15 protein-coding genes are annotated in these 16,433 nt (G+C 44.7%); 8 read left to right on the plus strand and 7 right to left on the minus strand.

The features are described 5' to 3' along the window. Window positions 1–104 precede the first annotated feature (104 nt). Window positions 105–407, plus strand: a complete 303-nt coding sequence (locus JGK20_RS17565; RefSeq protein ID WP_293184368.1) for a hypothetical protein — start codon at window positions 105–107, stop codon at window positions 405–407. 20 nt (window positions 408–427) lie between these two features. Here JGK20_RS17565 and JGK20_RS17570 read toward each other — a convergent pair whose 3' ends face one another. The 3 genes from JGK20_RS17570 to JGK20_RS17580 all read right to left on the minus strand — a co-directional run bounded on the left by JGK20_RS17570 (window position 428) and on the right by JGK20_RS17580 (window position 5,062). Continuing rightward, window positions 428–751, minus strand: a complete 324-nt coding sequence (locus JGK20_RS17570; protein ID WP_293184365.1) for a hypothetical protein — start codon at window positions 749–751, stop codon at window positions 428–430. A 149-nt stretch (window positions 752–900) separates the two neighbouring features. Then, window positions 901–2,073 carry a HEAT repeat domain-containing protein gene (locus JGK20_RS17575; RefSeq protein ID WP_293231551.1) on the minus strand — a complete coding sequence of 391 codons (1,173 nt, stop codon included), beginning with the start codon at window positions 2,071–2,073 and terminating at the stop codon, window positions 901–903. Continuing rightward, window positions 2,033–5,062, minus strand: a complete 3,030-nt coding sequence (locus JGK20_RS17580) for a HEAT repeat domain-containing protein (protein WP_293231554.1) — start codon at window positions 5,060–5,062, stop codon at window positions 2,033–2,035. The genes JGK20_RS17575 and JGK20_RS17580 overlap by 41 nt, the downstream gene beginning before the upstream one ends. A gap of 106 nt (window positions 5,063–5,168) precedes the next feature. On the opposite strand from JGK20_RS17580, the gene JGK20_RS17585 reads away from it, so the two are divergent. The 5 genes from JGK20_RS17585 to JGK20_RS17605 all read left to right on the plus strand — a co-directional run bounded on the left by JGK20_RS17585 (window position 5,169) and on the right by JGK20_RS17605 (window position 8,325). Further along, on the plus strand, window positions 5,169–5,384 hold the full coding sequence (locus JGK20_RS17585; RefSeq protein ID WP_293231556.1) for a hypothetical protein: 216 nt from the start codon (window positions 5,169–5,171) through the stop codon (window positions 5,382–5,384). 374 nt (window positions 5,385–5,758) lie between these two features. Then, window positions 5,759–6,634, plus strand: a complete 876-nt coding sequence (locus JGK20_RS17590; RefSeq protein WP_293231559.1) for a ParA family protein — start codon at window positions 5,759–5,761, stop codon at window positions 6,632–6,634. Further along, window positions 6,631–7,110 carry a hypothetical protein gene (locus JGK20_RS17595; RefSeq protein ID WP_293231562.1) on the plus strand — a complete coding sequence of 160 codons (480 nt, stop codon included), beginning with the start codon at window positions 6,631–6,633 and terminating at the stop codon, window positions 7,108–7,110. Before JGK20_RS17590 ends, JGK20_RS17595 begins: the two co-directional genes overlap by 4 nt. Before the next feature lie 4 nt (window positions 7,111–7,114). Continuing rightward, the gene (locus JGK20_RS17600; protein ID WP_293231565.1) at window positions 7,115–8,122 is read left to right on the plus strand and encodes a DPP IV N-terminal domain-containing protein; all 1,008 of its coding nucleotides are present in this window, start codon (window positions 7,115–7,117) and stop codon (window positions 8,120–8,122) included. 23 nt (window positions 8,123–8,145) lie between these two features. Continuing rightward, window positions 8,146–8,325 (plus strand): hypothetical protein, encoded by a 180-nt coding sequence (locus JGK20_RS17605; protein WP_293231568.1) that lies wholly within the window; start codon window positions 8,146–8,148, stop codon window positions 8,323–8,325. Between the two features lie 258 nt (window positions 8,326–8,583). Here the strand turns inward: JGK20_RS17605 and hpsL are convergent, their stop codons facing one another. Beyond that, window positions 8,584–10,248 carry a hormogonium polysaccharide biosynthesis protein HpsL gene (gene hpsL, locus JGK20_RS17610; protein WP_293184340.1) on the minus strand — a complete coding sequence of 555 codons (1,665 nt, stop codon included), beginning with the start codon at window positions 10,246–10,248 and terminating at the stop codon, window positions 8,584–8,586. 261 nt (window positions 10,249–10,509) lie between these two features. Here hpsL and JGK20_RS17615 point away from each other — a divergent pair, with 261 nt between their 5' ends. Next, on the plus strand, window positions 10,510–11,085 hold the full coding sequence (locus JGK20_RS17615; RefSeq protein WP_293218884.1) for an alpha/beta hydrolase: 576 nt from the start codon (window positions 10,510–10,512) through the stop codon (window positions 11,083–11,085). 562 nt (window positions 11,086–11,647) lie between these two features. Here the strand turns inward: JGK20_RS17615 and JGK20_RS17620 are convergent. The 3 genes from JGK20_RS17620 to JGK20_RS17630 all read right to left on the minus strand — a co-directional run bounded on the left by JGK20_RS17620 (window position 11,648) and on the right by JGK20_RS17630 (window position 15,999). Beyond that, window positions 11,648–12,544: a CoA-binding protein gene (locus JGK20_RS17620; protein WP_293231571.1), complete on the minus strand. Its 897-nt coding sequence runs from the start codon at window positions 12,542–12,544 to the stop codon at window positions 11,648–11,650. 84 nt (window positions 12,545–12,628) lie between these two features. Beyond that, the gene (locus tag JGK20_RS17625; protein ID WP_293208027.1) at window positions 12,629–13,858 is read right to left on the minus strand and encodes a succinate--CoA ligase subunit beta; all 1,230 of its coding nucleotides are present in this window, start codon (window positions 13,856–13,858) and stop codon (window positions 12,629–12,631) included. A 617-nt stretch (window positions 13,859–14,475) separates the two neighbouring features. Then, on the minus strand, window positions 14,476–15,999 hold the full coding sequence (locus JGK20_RS17630; protein ID WP_293223578.1) for a glycosyltransferase family 2 protein: 1,524 nt from the start codon (window positions 15,997–15,999) through the stop codon (window positions 14,476–14,478). A gap of 223 nt (window positions 16,000–16,222) precedes the next feature. Between JGK20_RS17630 and JGK20_RS17635 the strand changes: the two genes are divergently transcribed. Continuing rightward, window positions 16,223–16,426: a hypothetical protein gene (locus JGK20_RS17635; RefSeq protein ID WP_293184326.1), complete on the plus strand. Its 204-nt coding sequence runs from the start codon at window positions 16,223–16,225 to the stop codon at window positions 16,424–16,426. The last annotated feature ends 7 nt before the right edge of the window (window positions 16,427–16,433 follow it).

The raw sequence follows: 16,433 nt of genomic DNA on the forward strand, positions 1-16,433 counted from the left end.
AAATTAAGGGCTGGCAATTTTGCCAGCCCTTAGTGTCAACTTCAAACTACTGTATTTAAAGGCAATATTAAGCATTTTAACGCAATCAAAAATAGGTAAAAACGATGTCAACGGTTTATCGTTTAAAAGCCAGCGAACTCGATCTTAATTTTTTAGAACAAATCAAAGCGACTTTTGGAAATAAAGAGATTGAAATAATTGTCTCAGAATGCGATGAAACCGAATATCTTTTGAAATCGGAAGTCAATAAAAACAAACTGTTAAAAGCTATTGAAAATATTAAAGACAGGCAAAATTTAGTTGAAGTCGATAAAACTTTAATGCAAGTTATGGCAGAAATTTCCGATCGGGCCCAGCAGCGAGGCTTAACACCAGAAATTTTACAAGAGGTTTTAGCAGATAATTAAGATTAGTGTCTATAATTAGTTTAATTGTTTGTTTTTCTGGCATGAATTTCGCTTCTAACTGCTTCTACTTCTTGGGCGATCGTTTCCAAAGAAAGTTCATCGGTTCTAAAGGACTCCAAAAGAACTGCTAATTTACTGTGTTGTCTCTTCAAAATTTTAAAGATTCGATCACGACTGACTGTTTCAGTATTTTCGCCTTCTTTGATAGCATTTTCCATGCCTATATCTTCTAGGGCTTCTGTTAAAATTTCCGAAAATACTTTTTTGTGTTCTTTTACTAACTCAAAAATAGCTGCTTTGAGCAATTCTTTAAGCTTAGTTTCGTCTTGAGTAATTTCAGACATAGCTTTTTTTGTGCTATTTTTTTTAAGGTTTTAATTATATCACAAAACGGGGCAAATTTAGCCAACTTTAGTTCGCGGGTGGCCAGAAACCGGGTTTTTTCAAGAATTATTCGCTGCGCTTCGTAGAAGTGGCCAAAAACCCGGTTTCTTTAAGACTCTAAATCAACTCTTTTGAGCCAATTTACGACACTTTGAAGTAAATCGGAGTCATGGGGCGAGAAGGTTTGCAGGGGTGGATGTGGCGAGTCGGTGACGAGACAGATAGTACCGTCGAAGCGGGTAAGCGCATCGAGGAAAGTAGGGCTCAAACCTTGGGCGGCGGGGGATGTGGGGTCTTGGTAGAAGATGAGGATGGGGTGTTTGTCGCTGTGGCGGCGGAGTTGATTCCAGTAGGATTTGAGTTGGGGGAGGGTTTCGGGTTCGCCGTTGGGGCGTTGGGGACAGTTTTGGTCGAGGAATTGTTCGTAGATTTCGAGGGCGGGGTTATGGGTGTCGATGAATTTGCTGGTGTCGATGCAAATTAGCTGTAGGGAATCGATTAATTGTGTTTCTACAAGTCTGGCTTCAAGGATGTTGGGTAAATCTGCTAAATTGAGGCTTTGGGTGAAGGGGGTAGAACCGACTCCTGTTGTTTCTGGGACTTCTGGATGGGGTGTGGTGAGTTGATGGTGCCATGCTTGATAGAAAGTTGGGTAAGGCAGATTTTGGGCGCAGTTCCAGATGATTTTAAAGCTGTTTTCGTAGAGGTCAAAATTGGTTTCACGGGTTTTATCACACAGAAAGTGTTGCAAAGCAGAGACAACTGAAGGCATCTGGTCATTTTCCACAATTTTATTCAAAATGTCAGCGACTATTCCACGGGTATCCTCACCATTAGTTGTGGAGATAATTTTGATTAAATCAGCAATCGCCTCTGGGTTTCCTGGGTCAAGTTTATCCAAACTTTCTGCGACTATCAAACGGGTATCCTCATCATTAGTTGTTGACATAATTCTGACTAAAGCAGCGATAGCCTCTGGGTTGCCAGGGTCAATTTTACCCAAAATTTCAGCGACTCTCCAACGGGTAGACGCATCATTAGCCGCCGAGAGAATTCCGATTAAAGCAGCGATCGCCTCTGGGTTTCCTGGGTCACTTTTACCCAAAATTTCAGCAATTTTCCAACGGGTATCCTCATCATTAGTTGTTGACATAATTTCGATTAAAGCAGCGATCGCCTCTGGGTTTCCTGGGTCACTTTTACCCAAAATTTCAGCAATTTTCCAACGGATATCCTCAGCATTAGTAGTTGATAGAAGTTTGATTAAAGAAGCGAGTGGCAATTTTACCCAAACTTTCAGCGACGATCCAACGAGTATAATTATCATTGGTTGTTGAGATCATCCCAATTAAAGCAGCGATAGCTTTCGAGTTTCCTGTCGCAATTTCACCCAAAATCTCTGGGACTATATGACGGATATGCCAATCATTAGCCGCTGAAACAATTTTAATTAAAGCAGCGATAGCTTCTGGGTTTCCTGTCGCAATTCTACCCAAAACGTCAACGATTCTACGACGGATATCTTCATCATTAGTCGCTGATAGAATTTTGATTAAAGCAGCGATAGCTTCCGGGTTTCCTATCGCAATTTCACCCAAACTTCCTGCGACTATCCGACGGGTATGCCAATCATTAGTCGCTGAGAAAAGTGCGATTAAAGCATCGATAGCCTCTGGGTTCCCTTTGGCAATTTCACCCAAACTCCTAGCGACACTCTGACGGATATCCTCATTAGTAGTTGCTGACAGAATTGGGATTAAAGCAGCGATCGCGTCTGGGTTGCCTGAGTCGATTCGACCCAAACTGTCAGCCACACCCCAACGGGTAGACTCATTAGTCGTTGAGAGAAGTTGGATTAAAGCAGCGATCGCCTCTGGATTGCCTGGGTTAATTTTACCCAAACTAGAAGCGACTGTCTTACGAATATCATCATCAGTAGTCGCTGAGATAATTCTGATTAAAGCAGAGATCGCCTCTGGGTTGCCTACCGCAATTTTACCCAAAATCTCAGCGACTATCCGAAGGGTATTGTTATGTTCAGTATTTTTCAGTAAATGAATGAGTTGGTTGACAGCTATACTATGGTTAGTCTGTAACAGTGCTGCTCTTGCTCCCTCTGCAATTGGCTCTAAAAATGTCTGCCATTCTTGTTTTTCAATGTTGAAATAACCACATCCCCACTTAATGATTGTTGGTACTATTTCATCAGCCCGCGAACAATCTTTAAACTCACCTATCCCCGCAGCAGCTAGAAAAAAGGCTTGATATCCATAAAAATCATTGCACTTATCCTTAAACTCTACCAGTGCCTCAATAAACTCTTCCTTCTGCTTCCGATTCACACCCTCCAGCCCCAACCACAGCAAAATCACCTGCTTCCACTGCGCTTCAAAAATCCGATATTCCTTCCCCACCACCGAAAAATTAACATGATTCCGAGGTAAAAAATAATCCCAATCATCCACCGCCAACGCCGCAAAATACTCCTGAAACGTCGCATGATAAAACGCATAAACAGATTCTTCCGGTTCATCAAAATCGATACCAACCCGATTCAACCATCCCAGAGATAACGCCAATGATAATAAAGAAGTTTCATCGCTTCGATCTCCCAAATACTGACTCACTAACTGATAGGACAAGCGAAAACGACTCGATTTGCCATCAATTGCTGCTTTTGCTAATTCTCCTAACCCTTCATGTAAAAGTTTCTGACACTCTTTCTCAGTTTTGCCACATAGCTTTTCATATATTTCGATAATCTGCTCTTTCCAGCGATAGAAATACTTAATAAAACTGGCATATAATTTTGCCTGAGTATCCGGTAAAGTTCCCTGTCTCAAACTCCAAATTTGACACAACATCCACAACCGCAACGGATTTTGAATCAACTCCTTCAGACGGGAATTCTCCGACTCTGCTAATTCCGCCTCCAAACTCTCCCCCGTCGCAGCATCCCCCATCCCCGCAAACCAACGGCGAATATACTCCGTCACTTGTTGGGCATTAAACTCCAAATTGCGAAACACATCAAACCCCGAAAAAGCATTTTTATCCGCCTCCCAAACATTCACCCGACAAGTCACTACCACCCGCGCCGCCTGCACCCATGTCCTTAATAAGTCTTTCCCCAACTGCTGCATTCCTTGAGTGTGCGTCATTTCATCCACACCATCCAGCAACAACCAAACCCGACTCATTTGTGGTTCTAAATCGCGGCGCGTCACTCCTCCTGGACACCCATACAACCACACTTTTTCCAAATGCTCACAGATACTTTGCGCACCTAATTCAGCTAAATCTATCCAAATCGGCAATCCCAAATCTTTCTCTAAAATCCAATCCGCAATCTTCTGCAACCGCGTGGTTTTCCCCGCACCCGGTTCGCCAATAATCGCAATTTTTCGCCCTTGACTGATGTCGCTTTTCCCTTGTCGCAACACATCCTCAAAAAAGCGTTCTTCAGCAATGGGAATGAGTTTTTCTGTTTCCTTTTCCTTTTCTTCCTGCTGATTCCTTGGCTGAGGTTTGGGTTTTTGGCGTTCGACAATCGCTAAGGGAACATAAACCGCATCCAGTTGCGGCGTCATCCCGCAGGCGTTGGTAAAGGGGTTGGTGGTGAGTTGCTGTTGGGCGAGGTTTTGGCGGCAGATTTCTTGCCAGTTTATGGGTGCTTCTTTAGGTTTAGGAGTTTCATGGGATATCTCGACTGTGAGAGATCCAATTATATCTTTCCACTTTTCCTCAATTACTTCTAAATTTTTTTTAGGCTTAGTTTGATGATCCAGTTTGAGGTGAAATTTCCAAAATCCTTGATTTCTTGGACTGTCTTTGAGTTCAAGTATACCTAAGTCTTTCAGACAGTCGAAAACATCTTGGATTGCCTCTCCTCTTTTCTGGGCGTTATCGACATTCTTTTCATCCTTGGGTTGAGAAAGTTCTAACACCTTTCCGAAACATTCCACCAACGTCCATAAATCATCTTTAGTGATGCCTTTGTCAACGGTTTGGGTTCTGTTGTTGCGTTTTTGCTGAATTTTCCCCGATACCAGCAACTCATTTTCCTTTACCCATTCCACGTTGAAGGTAGCTTTCAGCTTATCCCCCGGCACGGCAATTTCCCCATCCGCGAGGGCGAGTAACGCCTCAACCAGTGTTAAGACGTTGTTTTTTGTGGTGGCGTTTTTCCCGTATTTTCGTGCCATCGCTACCTTTTGAGTAAAATTCATCGTCGCTTGGGCGAGTTTGCCCAAACCAGTTGGTTTGCCCAAGCGCTTAACCCCGATTATACAAGGGTTTCAGAATTTTTGCTTTTTGCTTGCTTGGGTAAAAGCCCAAAAAAACAATTTACCTCATAAGCACAAAACGAGGTGAATTATGGCTACCCAGGAAGACAGAATCAAACAACGCGAAGCATTGGAAGATATCCATGATAACTTTGTGCAACCGCATATCGATCAGTTGATTGAAGTCAGCACGCAGTCTTTACCGAATATTGATGTTGCGCTTCCTGGGTTTTGCTATGTGTCGGGATGGTTGGTTTTGGTTGTATTGTATTGTTTTTGGATGCGCTACCGAATGTCATCAAAATAGTAAGTTGAGGTTATTTAGTTGTTTGATGATTCGGCGGTTGAAACCGCGTCTACAAAAACGAAGTCTGCCTCCGCAGACTAAGAGGTAAACGGTGTATTTAAAACAGGTTTGGTATAGTTTAGCATTTTGCCAAGAGTTACAATGTCTCTGGAAAGGTATGAGGCAGCATTGGCAAACACCCAAAATGATTGGGAGAAAGTTGATTAACCTCATATATTATAGGAGTCAACAATGGCATAGATATTCAGTACCAACATAGGAGGAACTATTCGATATTTCATGTCAATTGACATATCGGGCTGCGATCGCACGCTGAACTAAGTCACACAATATGTTTTAATTTATATTTGAGCAAAATCTAGACAAAGCCAGCCATGAGTCCAAAATCCATAGCCGTGATCAACTTCAAAGGCGGTGTCGGGAAAACCACCGTCACTTGGAGCCTGGGAAACATTATATCCCAAAGCACAGACCTAGAAGTCCTTATGTTAGACTTAGACCCGCAGATGTCGCTCACAGAGGCGATCGGGCTTAACGAAAATACGGGTCATTTAGACGACAAATTTGGCAAGTGGTACGAAAAATCTCTCAAACACAGACTCACAATTTACGACGCTTTAGAAGTCTTTAAAAAAGCCGGACACAACTTTAAGTTTCCCGTTGGTTTCGACACCATTTATCAGGTTGACGAACAATTGCATTTTGTTCCTTCAGTCGAAGAATTGTATTGGTTGGATCTAGATGGATTTGAAGGGAAAAATGTTAAAGACTTTATCCGCCAATTCATCGGTAAAATAGCCAACTCTGCTAATCTCCCAAAATACGACTTGATGCTTTTTGACTGTTCACCTTCCTTCAGTCTCCTCACCTATAGCGTACTCTCATGCTGCGACTTAATATTAATTCCAGTCAATCCAGATTATTTTGGTTCTCGGGGATTGAGTTTAGTTTTGAACTCGCTCCAAAAACGGATTGAACCTTACCCGTTTCCCAAAATTGCGGTATTTATGAATAAAGCTAAAATCTATGGAGGATTGCTGACAAATGAAGTTCAGTTTTATATGAGAGAAGTCAAGAGACTTTGCGCTGAAATATCAAAAGATAATAACATAGAAGTCAGATTTTTAGAATCGACAATTCGGGAAAGTGTCGGTCTAAAACGAGCGATTAATGAGGGAGAACTACCACGAGAATTAGTTAGAGAATTTGAACAACTATGGCGTGAGTGTGAGGAGTATCTAAAGAAATGATTAGAAAAGATATTTCTGCTGCTGAGCAAGAAAGCGGGGGGTTAGTTGATGAAATTGGCGAACTTAAGGAAATCTTGCGTGAGGTCTCTAAAAAATTAACCAGGATTGAGACTCAAGTCAAGCGGGGAGTGCTTTCTGGTAGGTCAAAAACTTCTGAGTCAGCTACTATTGCTAATGTTAGTAAATCTGCTAATTTATCGATCGGAAATGTTCTCGAAGCTTATGAAGAATTGCGTTTACAAGCTAAGAATGGTAATGAAGAAGAGGTGAGTCAAAAATTATTGGCTATGAGTGCAACTGACTTGAACTTGATGTGTTGCGAGTTAGGGATGCCGCCCACCAGCAAGAATCCGTCCCGTAAAAAAATGTTTGAGCTAATTATTGGTAGAATTAAACAGAGTTTGAGGCTGTCGCGACATATCGATCGGAGCTATCTTTTTTGCTTTCCACTCTCCATTGTCAAGAGGATCAACTAACAAAATGCGTTTGCATAAATTATTGCGACTTAGCTCGATCGTCCTGATCTCCCTAACACTCTCGATCGCCTTATTTTTGGGTCTTCAGTCCCCTCCGACAGCCGCAGCCCAAAAACCAAGCATACTGGCGTTTGTGGCTCTCCAGAGGCGCGGCAGTGAGGTGAAAAACAGTTTATTTTTGGTCAATCCTAACGGTTCCTCCCGCCGCGAACTTGCGCCAAATATAGATGTTGGCTATGCCCTAGTTTGGTCTCCCAACGGTCAGCGGCTGGCTTTTGTTGGCGGAGACAGAGACATCTATACAGTCAATGCCGATAGTTCCGGGTTAACTAAACAGTTTGCTGGGGAGTCTTGCAAAGCAGCTAGTTTTGAAATAGCTTGGTTTTCTAACAGCCAAAAATTTGTTTTTGCCCGTTCTTGCGACGGTTTTACCTCTGATAGTTCTGGCAGTCAATCACTTTATATAAGCGACAATTCGGGGATTAAAGGAACTAAATTAGTTCGGAATTGGGAAGTAGGAGGAGAGCCGCCTAAAACAGAAATTGCCTCGGCATTCTACCTTGCTCCTGACGGCCAGCAGGTAGCATTTGTCAAGGATAAAAATATCTACAAAATGAATACTGATGGTTCGGGAATGACCCAACTCACTAAAAGTCCCGGCGAATATACATCGGGCGGAAGTGAACTTGTTTGGTCTCCAGACAGCACAAAAATTGCTTTCTGGTTTGGCACCTATCCCCAACAGCAAATTTACACAATTAATGCTGACGTAACCAACCTCAAAAATTTGACGAATAACCCGCAAAATCAAGTATACAATGTCAAGCTGTTTTGGTCGCCTGACAGCAGCCGCATTGCCTACTATCAGGGGAAAGCGGGCGATGTCGGCGGCGAACAGCAGGATATTTGGGCGATCGACATTAACAGCGGAACCGCCAAAAATCTCACCCAAAAACCCCAAAACTACGATGCACTTTCCTGGTCGCCCGATGGCAGGAAACTTCCCAGCTAAATCAACTAGCTCCCCGCCTAGGAATGTCTGGAATTTCTGAATTAGCTTGGTCTTATGACAGTCAGCAAATTGCTTTTACTTTGAATGAGAATACAGGTAACAAAAGTAATTTGTATGTAATTAATCGCGACGGTTCGGGATTAAATAAATTGACCAGCGACAAGGATTTAAATGCTGGGAGTCCTGTTTGGAAACCACAGTAAAATTACAATTTATATCATGTCCGTTGAAACTACAACACTACAAATTTTTCTGGGCTTACACAAGTCGCATAACATTGGGGTTAATTCTTAGGTATGTAGTTGCGCTTCAGCGCTCTTGTTGATTCTCGAAAATAGCGCCCAAGCGCAACAACGTACCTTTGCATAACATTGGGGTTAATTCTTAGGTATGTAGTTGCGCTTGGGCGCTCTTGTTAATTCTCGAAAATAGCGCTAAAGCGCAACAACGTACCTTTTTTGTCAAATTGGAGCCGATGCAATAATTTTTTTCTCCTTAAATTGCTGGTGAACTTCCAATTCATGTCCCTCAAGTTCCTGGTGTTTCTCATCCTGCACCTGTTTGTCAATTTTGGGCAACTTTAAAATCGCCCCAGCCAAAACCCAGTAATACACACACACTGGATCTACATCCAGCGGATAGTATTGAGGATAGATGCTAATAAATCCCACAAACACCCAAAAACTAGCTCCGTAACTCCGCAAACTTTTGTCCTTGACAGAACGGTAAGCTCTAAAAGTTAGAAAAGCCAAGTGTAAAAGCATGATTTGAACAGCAATCATTCCCGGATAACCGAGTTCGTACATCAACTTAGGTTGGAAAGTTTCAATTAGCTGTGTAGCACCAAAGATCCGCGTTGAATTAGTCGCTCGTCCCACACCTCTACCAAGAGGTCTGTCAATGATAAAATTGTTGCTCTGCTCGAACTGATTAAAAATAAACTGTTGGGGCGGTGCAGCGTTCCAGCGGTTAACAAAACTATCCCACCGCTGTTCGATTATTCCTGGGTTAATTGCTGCACCGACAAAGAGCAGAATTGCCAGTCCTGCACCGATGGGAATAAATCGTTTTAAGTTAACTAATTGACCTGTAAGAATTAGCAGGATGGCTGTGGCAACTGGAACCATAACTAACGCAGCTCTTTGACCCGAAATAACTGCATTTGCAAATACTAAGGCCATGCCAAATAAACTGATAACTCTCCACCAGAATGAAGGATCGCAAAAGGCAGAGGCAAAGGTTAAAAAAGCATTAGAAATTAGAAACCACGCCCACTGCCAAGGTGCGACAAAAGTTCCCGGCAAGCGGATAAACTTGACTTCTGGACTGAATACCAAAGAACCGCCGACAAAACATCTAGCTTGCAGAGTTGCTTTATATAATTCTTCTCCAATCATGCCTCGGGTACCCGCACATTTTCCGCTTTGCAGCAAGAGGTACTGAATCAAACCGAGAATGCAGCAAACGATCGCCAAAACTACGTGCATTCTACCAAAAAACACCAAATCCTTCTTAGTGCGGAGCAGATAATAGGTACAAGCAATCAGCGGTATGTAACCTATCAATACTTTTAAGCCGAGAATTCCTTGTAGAATTGGTTTGTCGCCCTTCATCGGGTTTAGCTGCATCTCCCCGTTGACAAAAATTAAAGTCAGCATTGCCATCATCAACAGGATGCTGAAGGTAGAAAGCATTTGTTTGGGAATGAACAGAGGCAACTGTTTCTTTTTGCAGCTTTGAATGAGGGCGATGAGGGCTGGTATGTAGAAGGCGTCTTTGGCTACTTGAAATGCAGCATTCCCGCCACCAATTGCGTAGGTAACTGTACCGCTTAAAGGCAGGTAAATAAAAAAAGCCCAGAAAGCTGGACGGGGGTATTTGTAGGAAAGTAGCAAAATGGCTATGGCGGCGCCTCCGGCAATAGCAATCTTAGCGCGAACCACGAACAACAGGATGATGCTGACAGCAACACTGATTAAGCAGCTTATGACGATCGCCTGCGCTAATTCATTGCGCTTTTGTGAAGTTTTGCGTTTTTGTGCCGCTATTTCTTTTTTGCTGGACGTTGTTGTTTTTTCGCTGGGCTTTTGTTTGGACTTCTTAGATTTGCGCTTGGTTTTAAACATAACTGATAAAAGGCACTTATGTAGAAGGCAGAAGGCACTCACAGGTAGAAGGCAAAATGTATATCAGAAAAAATATTGCGGTAGATGTGGTTACTTATTCTTAACGTCCTAAATGCGGAAAAATTGGGGTCAAGATGCTGGGTGCGAGGCGGGCAAAACTTACACTCGCGACCTTGTAGAATATAACTGCTGCATCTATAATATACAAATCTCGAAAGCATAATTTTAATCGATCGCTCAAATCGATCGCAGAAACTGGATATGAAGTTAAACAAATTGGTATCGATCGGCATTGCCCTAGTTTTAGGAGCAAGCGCGAGCATATTATCTAGCAGCAGTAGAGCATTCGGGGCCGAAAAAGTTGTCCTGACATTTGGCCCGATCCGCCAAGCCGTCAATATCAGCGACTTAGAAGACTTTGCTAAAGATGGCACGACGACGCCAACCCTCAAACAAATTATCGGGTTCTCCAAAATGGATCCAAAAACATTGCAGGGGTTGATCGGTTTACAAATCGGTTTAAAGCCAGCTAATCTCGCCCGGATAGTTTACAGCACCCCAGGCGAAAAAATTACTGATGAAATTGGTCAAGCAATTCGGACTCAGCGCCGCACAGAAGGTGGCAAAGCCATGCGGGCTGCGCTGATTCTGGCAGCCGGCGACGATGGTAAGGTGTCGCTGTTGGAAATCTTGAAAAAGTATCCTCTCCCGGAGGTTTACGTAGATGTTGCCAGCATTGCTGCGACTGTTGGGAAAATTCAGGGTTTGGCTGGAAATATGGGCACCCTACTGCAAGATTCCAAGGGCGAGACAAAGGGCACAACTCAGACAAAATAGCACTGAAAGTTCGATCGCACAGGTTTGTAGTGAGGACTAAAGTCCTCAGACTTTTTTGGCGGACTAAAGTCCGAACGATCAAACTAAGGAATGAAAATTAAATAATACCATTTATCTAAAATTGTGCAACACTCTTCGACCCCCCCTAGCCCCCCCGCTGCTTTGCGGGGGGGACAAGAATACTGTTGCATTCTTTTTTTAAATTGGTATAACTTACAGTTTTTATTGTTCTTGTGGGATGGGCGTCCCGCCCGTCCCGAAAAGACGGGCGGGACGCCCATCCCACAAACTTGTGTAAGTTATTAAAAAACTCCGAACGATCAAACTAAGGAATGAAAATTAAATAACTTACAGTTTTTATTGTTCTTGTGGGATGGGCGTCCCGCCCGTCCCGAAAAGACGGGCGGGACGCCCATCCCACAAATTTGTGTAAGTTATTAAATTTTCGTTCCTAAGAAGCGCGGACTAAACTCCGAACGATCAAACTAAGAAGCGCGGACTAAAGTCCTTACTACAAACCAAAAAACGCGGACTAAAGTCCTTACTACAAACCAAGAAGCAATTAATTTTTCTTGAGCAACTTCTTGAGCAACTTGGGAACCTCCGAAGGCCGAGCAGCTACGGGTATTTCCGCCTCTTCAAAGGCAGCCATTTTGTTCTCTACCGTAACACCAAAGGCTTTCTGGGCAGCAGCCCGAGAACTGATCAGGATGCCGGCATGGCCCAAGGACGGGCCCTTGGGAACGTAGCGGCCTGCCAAATAAGCAACCACAGGTTTGTCGATCGCCGAAGCGATGTAAGAAGCAGCAGCTTGTTCGCTCCAACCGCCAACTTCCCCAATTAAAACCATCGCCTCCGTACTGTCATCTTCGTCCAAAAGTTGCAGCCACTGCATAAAAGAAGAACCCACAATCGCGTCGCAGCCAATACAAACCGCCATCGACTGTCCCAAACCTGCCTCAGTCAGTTCGAGAGCAACTTCGTAAGTCAAAGTGCTGCTGCGGCTGATTACCCCGATCGAACCCGGAGTGTAGAATTCCTTGGGGTGAGTTCCCAGCAGCAGTTTGTCAGGGACAATAATCCCCGGACTGTTGGGCCCGATCACTAAAGTTTCTGTGGCCTCTGCCTTTCTGACTAAGCGCACCATATCCAGAGGAGGCACTCCCTCAGTGACGATCGCGATTTGCCGAATTCCTGCCGCGATCGCTTCTAGAGCCGCATCCAGCACCCAGTAAGCGTCTACCAAAATTACCGTAGTGTCAACATGACCCACTGTCGCCACAGCTTCTTCTACCAAATCAAAAATCGGAATTCCCTCCAACTCCTGCCCTCCTCTACCGGGACTGACACCGGCGACTACATTAGTGCCGTATGCTTTCATCATCAGGGCGGCGCGCGTTGAGGCGGGAGATTCTGTAATGCCCTGTACTAGGACTTTGCTTTCAGGAGTTAAATTCATTTTTTCCTAGTTAAAACTCGATCTTTCAAAAGCAGAAGGCTTTCATATGTTGTCCAGAGTTCTCGTTTTGCCGATCGACTGTCGCTACTTGGCAGATGATACAGCTTGAGCCGCAGCTTCATCTAAAGTGCTAGCTAGCTGCACGGGCAACTGTCCGAAACGCTTTTTAACAGCATCAGCATCGATCTCTACCAGGCGCAGCACAACTTGAATGTGCCGGTTGGCGCGAGCTTTTCGTTCCAAATAGCCCGCTATGGCGGTGATGATTTCCTCGCTCTTGGAAGCACTGTCCAAAATATTTACAAGTATCACCTTAACGCTTTTATCCTGAGCGACCAACTCCAGACCCAACTCGGTGCGATCGCGCAGGGCATTTACTGCATCGTAACGATCTAAAGAACCCAGGTTGACAAAATTAGCCGGTTTTCCTCGTTGGTGAGCTACAGCATCCAGAGTTGCCATTGTCAGGCCCACTCCGTTGCACAAAATCCCGACATTCCCGTCTAGTTCCACTAATTCCAGAGATGCGGAATTCGAGATTGGGGATTGAGGTTTGGAGTCAAACTGATCCGGCGACTGCTGCGACTTTGAGTTGGAATTCCGGCGATCGCCCCCATAGGCATTTCTGCTGTCCCCTCCCAACCCGCTGAAGAGCTTTTTACCCGAGAGTATTACCAAGTCTGGATGCCGCCCCAAGGCATCGTCGTTGGCGCTGACTTTACCGTCTAAAGCCATTAACTCTCCTGTTGGACTGATGCCGAGAGGATTGATTTCCACTAAATCTAAATCCTTTTGGACAAACAACCGATACATTTTCTCGACAATTGTACTCACCGATTGAATCAAATCTCCTTGCAATCCCATTTTCAGCATCAGACGCCTCGCGTAGAAAGGCGAAAATTCCTGATCTACGGCAACTTGCTGCATTTGGTCGATCGACCCTTCGACATCCATACCTCCTTGTCTGGAGCCCAGAAGTACCGGGCGGCGGGCGATCGGGTCTAGGAGTACGGCTAAGTACAATTCTTGGTCAGCGTTGTACTTTGCTTCTGCTAACAGGACTTGCGGATATTCATCCTCGATCGGCAAATTAAAAATTGTTTGAGCCGCAGCAACTGCGTCGATCGTATTTTCCACAAATTTAATGCCACCCGCCCGGCCTCGTCCCCCAGCCCGCACTTGCGACTTCAGTACAACTGGGTAAGGAATTTTCAGCCCTTTGAGGTCGGCGGGTTTGTCAATCCGCTGCGACGGCAAAATCGGAATTGCCATCTGACGAAATAAAGATTTGGCTTGGTACTCTAACAAATCCATTTTTAATAACGGGTGACGGGTATTTGGCAACAAGCAATTCGTCGTTTTTGGCAATTCATTATTAATAGATAATAATTGGCTTTATGTCAAGTTAAAAATTAAAAGTTATGGTTTTTATCTCTTTTGATTCTCAACTTTGTATATTGCCGATTACTTATGTAGTATTCCTGGCATATCACTTGTTACCAGAAAGATTCGCGGACGTTGTTGGGAAGAAGGCCCTATACGTCTGGGTGGTTTATAAGCTGTCAATTATACCTCATCTTTTTGAGAAAGGCTATATCACTTATTACGCTATTTTGTACTTTTTGTTTTGCGATCGACAATTGCAAGATTTGACTAGCTTGGGCGGGACAGAGTAGGGAGATGGTTAGTAGTTGTTTTTTCTTCGGAGTTTTGGCAATACTGTTTCCAGATATTTCTGGGAGCTAATTATCAATTGATTACAAGTAAATTAATCTAATCAAGCATCAAATACGACTTGCTTTTAAGCTTGTCATGTGTATTTTCTCCCTTTTCCTCAATAACTAATAACTCCTTCCCAATAACTAATGACTCCTTCCCAATAAATAATGACTAATGACTTCTTCCTTCTGCCAACTGTCAACTGTCAACTGTCAACTGTCAACTGTCAACTTAGCAGTGCCTTGATGAACAGTTTTAACCCATTTCAGCCGCTTGGGACGCACCGAAATCCGAGCCGTCACAATCCCTACCAGCAGCCAGTGCAACATATACACAGTACCCCGCAGCGTTTGCAGCAAGGTGACAAAAACTCTTTTAATGTCAAATTTAGTCTCTTTGCGAGTGCGCCGCAAACCGACAAACATTCCCACCACGGACAAAGTAAGAGTCATCACAGTTATCGGACTGGCGATCGGCATCCGGCGCAGCGCAATTGACATCAAAAAGTCAGGCAGCGCTACTGTCGGCAAGAAATATTGAGATACCCAAAATCCAAATAAATCCCAAGTTTTCCCAGTTCCCATCCGGTTCCGCAAAATTAGCTGCCAGTAGTCAAGATAACGCTGATAGCCACCTTCTGCCCACCGATTGCGCTGGTGCCACAGGGCGCGAGCGTTGGTAACTCCTTCTTCTGACACGGCTGGGAAAGCCAGAAATTCAATGTCCCACTGGTCTAGGTGGAGCCTCACGGTCAAATCCAGGTCGTCGGTAATGGTTTCCTCGTTCCAGCCGCCACAGCGTTCTAAGGCAGTGCGGCGCATGAATTGGCCGTTACCGCGCAATTCTCCAATGCCGCCGATCGCAATCCGCTGCTGTTGGAAAAAACTATCGAGAGCCATTTCTGCTTCTTGGCCGCGAGTCCACACATTTACTGCTGCATTGGCGATCGCCTTTCTGACTTGCACCGCCCCTACCTTTTGTCTCTCGAACACCGGCAGCACCCGGCGCAGCAAATCCGGCGTTACCGTCGCGTCGGCGTCAAATATTCCCACAAATTCCCCGCGAGTCAGCGGCAAAACTTCATTCAGGGCTCCCGACTTGCCACCGCTGGCATTTGCTCCTCTGCTAAATACTTTGAGCTGCGGGTACTGTTTGGTTAGCTGTTCCAATACTAGCGCCGTGCCGTCGCTGCTGCGATCGTCGATCGCCCAAACTTCGTAACGGTCGATCGGGTAATCTAGATTGCAGATTGATTGTACGAATCGGGCAATCACCGCTTCCTCATTTTTCGCTGCCACCAGCAGCGACACGTAGGGCCAATCCTCTCGATTTTCATCGGCCAGAGGCGGCAGTGCGGGCTTGGGCTGGGCAAACAACACTCGAAATGCTTGCATCCACAGCAGTCCCGTCAAACCCCACACTACCCACGCACCCCAAGAAATCAAGTGTAGGGCGATCGTGCCACCCCAAATCGCAGTCAGCAACGCGGCGGCTTTTCCCCGCCGTCCCCGGTACAGATTTTGAGGAAAAGAGGGAGATCCCGGCACAGACACCGCCACCGGGAGCTCTGATGAAGTTTCCGCGTCAAACACCCTGTCGCCAATGTCTGGGATGCCAAATATTTTGCCGAGCTTGGAGTTCGAGGTCAAACTCTTGAGCTCTTCTTGAGCTAGATCGGGGATGTCCAACTTAAGCTCGCTGCGAGTGTCGTTTTCCGGCCAAGAACTCTCCTGCATAAGTTACTTGATTCAACCACCAATAGTTTTTGATTTTAGAGATAAGTATCCACTGTACCAGTTTCTGGGCTTTTGTCGAAAGCTGACCAAGAATTGATTGATGGTACCCGCCACGTGATTTATCCGTGGAATCAATCCCAAATCGAAAATCGAAAATCCTCTTTTCCCCCGAATTTATCCGTGGGGTGGCCTCTAAAATCTAAAATCTAAAATCTAAAATCGATTGACCGGAGCTCGTTTGTGCGCGATCGCCCAAGAGTACGGCACTGCTAAACTGGAATTGCATAGAGTATTGGGGATGATTCATCCAAAAACGGATACCAGCCAGCGACTTAAGTCATTCGCCACGCCAAATTTTAGACTCCTGTTCAAACTCGCCACTTCAGCAGATTCATCTGTTCTTGTAAATCTAAAATCTAAAATCTAAAATCCCC

It is taken from the genome of Microcoleus sp. PH2017_05_CCC_O_A (assembly GCF_020738785.1).
Taxonomy (GTDB): domain Bacteria; phylum Cyanobacteriota; class Cyanobacteriia; order Cyanobacteriales; family Microcoleaceae; genus Microcoleus.